The organism is Nocardia farcinica (assembly GCF_029867845.1).
Taxonomy (GTDB): domain Bacteria; phylum Actinomycetota; class Actinomycetes; order Mycobacteriales; family Mycobacteriaceae; genus Nocardia; species Nocardia farcinica_A.
In genome coordinates this window covers 1-4,206 of sequence record NZ_JARWRU010000390.1, presented here as the reverse complement: position 1 = coordinate 4,206, position 4,206 = coordinate 1, and the positions used below count along the sequence as shown (strand labels likewise).

Annotated in this window: 6 protein-coding genes; all 6 read right to left on the bottom strand. The window is 67.2% G+C overall.

The window, feature by feature from the left end:
* On the bottom strand, positions 1–292 hold a 292-nt coding region (gene cas2e / locus QH283_RS08160; protein WP_280502408.1), incomplete at its 3' end, for a type I-E CRISPR-associated endoribonuclease Cas2e.
* Positions 286–1,239, bottom strand: a complete 954-nt coding sequence (gene cas1e, locus QH283_RS08155; RefSeq protein ID WP_280502407.1) for a type I-E CRISPR-associated endonuclease Cas1e — start codon at positions 1,237–1,239, stop codon at positions 286–288. The genes cas1e and cas2e, both read right to left, overlap by 7 nt.
* A complete protein-coding gene (gene cas6e, locus QH283_RS08150) occupies positions 1,236–1,916 on the bottom strand; it encodes a type I-E CRISPR-associated protein Cas6/Cse3/CasE (RefSeq protein ID WP_280502410.1) in 681 nt (226 codons plus the stop codon). The genes cas1e and cas6e overlap by 4 nt, the downstream gene beginning before the upstream one ends.
* On the bottom strand, positions 1,916–2,623 hold the full coding sequence (gene cas5e, locus QH283_RS08145; RefSeq protein WP_280502406.1) for a type I-E CRISPR-associated protein Cas5/CasD: 708 nt from the start codon (positions 2,621–2,623) through the stop codon (positions 1,916–1,918). Before cas5e ends, cas6e begins: the two co-directional genes overlap by 1 nt.
* On the bottom strand, positions 2,620–3,723 hold the full coding sequence (gene cas7e, locus QH283_RS08140; protein WP_280502409.1) for a type I-E CRISPR-associated protein Cas7/Cse4/CasC: 1,104 nt from the start codon (positions 3,721–3,723) through the stop codon (positions 2,620–2,622). Before cas7e ends, cas5e begins: the two co-directional genes overlap by 4 nt.
* Positions 3,724–3,737: 14 nt before the next feature.
* On the bottom strand, positions 3,738–4,206 hold a 469-nt coding region (casB, locus tag QH283_RS08135; protein ID WP_280502405.1), incomplete at its 5' end, for a type I-E CRISPR-associated protein Cse2/CasB.

Here is a 4,206-nt window from a genome sequence, read left to right as displayed (position 1 = left end):
CACCGGACTTGACGTCAGCTGTGTGCGGGCGTCGCATGAGGTGGATTCCGTCGAAGTCGACGGGTTGCCAATCGTGCCGATGGACCTTGAACGCCAGTCGCTGCTCGCCTCGGGTGCTGTGGATCATGATGGCGCGACCGTCTTTACAGAGTTCGACCACGCGATCCCAGGCCAGTTCGCGCACACGCGCGCTCGCGATGCCTACGAACACGCCGGGAGAGATCTCGAGGAACCACCTCGTCAGGTGACCGCGCAGGCCGGCTGGGCATGCGCTCAGGACGAGGACTACCACGGGACGTCCTTCTCGTCGCCGTAGGAGACTCCGCCGGCCACGTTGCCTCTGCGGTCCCACAATTCGACGATGTCGGTGTCCCATTCGGCGGCGCCGTCCGGCTCGTCGGGAAGCAACAGCGCGTAGACATCGGCACAACAACGTTCGAGTAGACGGCCGGCGTGGACGGCATCTCGTACGGCTCGCCGAGTGGTCGAGGGGATGTCGTCCCCGCCTTCTGCCGCGGCGTCGAAGGCGGCCGGGACAGCGAAGTCCGCTTTGTACAGGTCGGCGAGGTCGAAGACGAAAGAGCGTTCATGGCCGGTGTGGACGAAGCCGAGACCGGGCGCACAGCCCAACGCCACGATGACGGCGTGGACGATGCCGTACAGGCAGGTCGTCGCTGCGGACAATGCCTGGTTGATCGGGTCCGAGGCGCCGAAATCGCCGGGGTCGTAGTCGCGGCGGTTCCACTCGATGCCGGTGCGCTCGGCGTGCAGTCGGTAGAGGCGGCGCACCCGCGCCCCTTCTCGTCCGCGGAGTTGCTGCATGCTCAGTGCCGATACGTCTTCCCCGGGGAAGCGCATCTCGTACATTCGGCGGGCCACCCTCAGCCGGGAGGTCTGGTTGGTGACGGCGGCGGCCTGGGCTTCGAGGAGCCGGGAGCTGCGAGCGAGACTGCGCCCGTGCGCGTAGTAGCGGACCCCGCGCTCCCCCACCCAGACCGCGGTCGATCCGCTCTCTGCCAGCAGCATCATCGCCTGGTGCGTGACGCGGGTGCCGGGGCCGAGAAGCAGAGCGCCGATGGTCGCGGCCGGGATGTGGACGACGCCGCGCTCATCGGTCGCGGTGATGGCGTTGCCGTCGCGATGCACTGTCGCTCGCTCCAGATACAGGAACGAGAGACGGTCACGCGCGCGGACCAGTTCGCCGATTCGGATCGGCCGCGCGGACGGCTGGTCGCTCATGTGGGTGGCGCGAGAGTCATCAGACCACACCCGTACCCTTTGGCGCGTCCGATGCCGCCGACCAGCGCACGCCGCAATGTCGATGGATCGGCGACTTCGAGGGTTCCCTCGTAGGTGGCGGTCGACAAGGTGACAGTCGCGGGGCCGCGGCGAAACCGCAACGTCGATCGGTCGGTGATGCGTACATCGGGCTCGTCACCGCCGGGGCCACGGCACGATCCGAGTCGGAAACCGTTGGCCTCGGCTCGCCGCAGCAGCCAATCCACCTGGCCCTCCTCGGTGAGGCCGCTGCGCTTGCCGCGCGCCAACTCCGTCCCTTCGCCGCGATCCACGGCCGCGCGCACAGGGTTGGCGGTCAGCCGGAAGTGCCACTGCTGGCCAACGGTCAGGTTGTCGAGCAAGGGCAGGTACTTGCGGGTGGCCCAGGCCGTCGTGGTGGGCCAGCCTGCTTGTTCCACCACATGCGTGAAGTCGGGTTCGGCGGGGCTCACGACATACAGGTCGATCGCGTGGTCACGCCGATCGACGCGCCACAGCACCCGCCCTTCCCGATCTCCCGTCGGAGCGAAGCCGGGTGGGAACGCCGCCATGACCGCCGCATGGCAGACCTGGGGTGAGGAGAGGAACTTCCGTGTCCCGGCCCGCGCGGGGTTGAGGGGCACTCGTGAAAGGAACATCATTCTCCTCCCAGTGCGGCCATCGGCTGATGCTCACTCCGTCCGTCGGGGTTCACCACGGTGGTGAAGTCCGCCACGACTGTCCGCCAGCCGTAGTCGCGACGGGCGGGGTCGAAGCTCAACGGCACGTCACGAACACGCTCCCGCAACTGCTCTGCGGGGTCGATGTCGAGAAGGTCTCGGTAGATCGGCAGACGGACCCGTTGGTATTGCGAGCGTCGATACCACCTCGACGCCTGCCATTCCGCGGTGTGGAGGACGTCCACGAGCGACTCTTCGATCAGCGGCTCGACCAGCAGAGGTTCGGCGGCCGGGCAGGATCGGCGCCCGAGATAGAGCGGAAAGGCGGGCTGTCGCAGTGCTTCTCGAATTCCCTCGATCAGGCCGCGATCGCCTTCGACAGCCGCGAGGAACACGGCGTCGGCGAGATAGTAGCGCTGCGACAACGGGTAGCTGCGGGACTTGTCGATGCTGAGAGCGACCTGGAAATCTCGCACCAGCCGCCCCGGCTGGTCGATGCGGACTCCGAACGCGAGCCCTCGCAACGCATCCTCGATCGGGTCGGTGCGGCGCCTGCCCTGCGCGGCGGCGATCAATCCGAGAATGCCGCTCTTGGAGGGATACTGCTGTGTTTCCCGCCGTGCGAATCGGCTGGCCACACCCCACGACTGCAAGGGTGCGGCAAGTCGCAGCAGGAGAACGGTCACGACAACCCCAACGCAGCACGAACCTCGGTGGCGACCCCCGCCACCGCTGTGGCGAACGGAACCGGAGTCGCGATCTCGGCCAAGGCGTCGGAGCCCTCACCGGCGCTGACCACGAAGTCGACCGTCTCGCCCCCGAATGCCGACTCGATCGCTCGGAAACGGGTGACAAGCGCCTTGGCGGCGCCTGCCGCACGGTCGGCGCCGACACCCGGCACCGGATCTTCGAACGCGCCGACCAGATTGACGGGCTGATCGGTGCGCAGACTGACGACCACCGCGTCGGGCAGGGTTCGATTCGCGAAAGTGTTCTGCTTACCGGTGGGCATCGACTTCACGAACGCCTGGAGGAAAGTCTCGACCGCGAGTACGGTCGCTTCCTTGTTCCCGAGGTTCTTCTCGAGCATCTCGACGTTGACGGTGGCGTATCGGTACAGAGTCGACGAGTTGTACTCGACGACGCCGATCATTCCGGCACCGGCGCTGTCGTCCGGTGACCGGTCGTCCACCGCGGTGAAATAGTCGAATTCGTTGTTCACACCGTGCACGCTGATCGCGTGAGCGACCTGGGCGGCGGCGTCGACGTTGAGGTCGGCCGAGTCCGCGACCATCCGGCCGAACAGTGCGACGTCGATGCTGTCGGCGCCGTTGGCGGCGGCCGTCGCGGCGGCTCTGTCGGTCTTTCCGCCCCCGGCGTCGACAGCCAGCTCGGCGAGCCTGTCGATCTGGGTGGCGCTCAGGAACAGCAGATACTTCGACTGCTCGACCGGATCCTCTTCGGCATTCTTGTCGGCGTCTTTGCGCTTCTTCGGCTTCTCCAGCACGATGCCGGCGTCCTTGAGGACCTGGGCGGCAGCCGCCAGACGTGCCTCCTTCTCGGGGATGCGCGCACCGATCCGCTCCGCGACGAGCTCGACCACCCGCTTGGTGCGCACACCGAGCGTATTCGGATCGACCAGCTCCCGGAACTCGGTGCGAGTGGCCCGCTTCCACGCCTGACTGGACACGCGAGCACGACGCACACCGCCGTAGACGGCGGACTTCGGGCTGCCGGTGTCGTCACGATTCAGGTTGCTCGGCGGTACCGTCTGCAGGACGTGCACGTCGATGAACAGTCTCACTGCTTGACTCCTTCGGTGTTGTCGGCCGCGTGCTCCGCCTCGGTCGGCTTGCGGTGGTAGTCCCGCCCCCATGCCAGCAGGACTCTGTCGGCATAGGTGCCGTCGTCGAGGCGGGCGAGGTCGACGGCCAGACGGGCGTAGTCCAGGGGGATACCGTGGTTTCGCATCTGGGTGATGAGGCCGCGCAGATGGATCAGCCTGGCGTCGTGATCGCCCGCGGTGCCCAGGGCGTGGAATCGGGCGCGAACCGCATCGACGGCACCGACCGCCCTTCCCAGAGCGGCGACAGCCGCCCCTACCGTCGGCCCGGTGCGATGCATGCGGTCGCTGCGCGACTGTTGGTGGACCGCGTGCAGGGTGATCGCATTGTGGGCGGCTCGCTCCCACACGGTTGCGAAGCCGTCGTGCTCCTCCCACGTCATGATGACCGGGGTGGCGATCAGCACCGGCAAGTCTGCCAAAGTA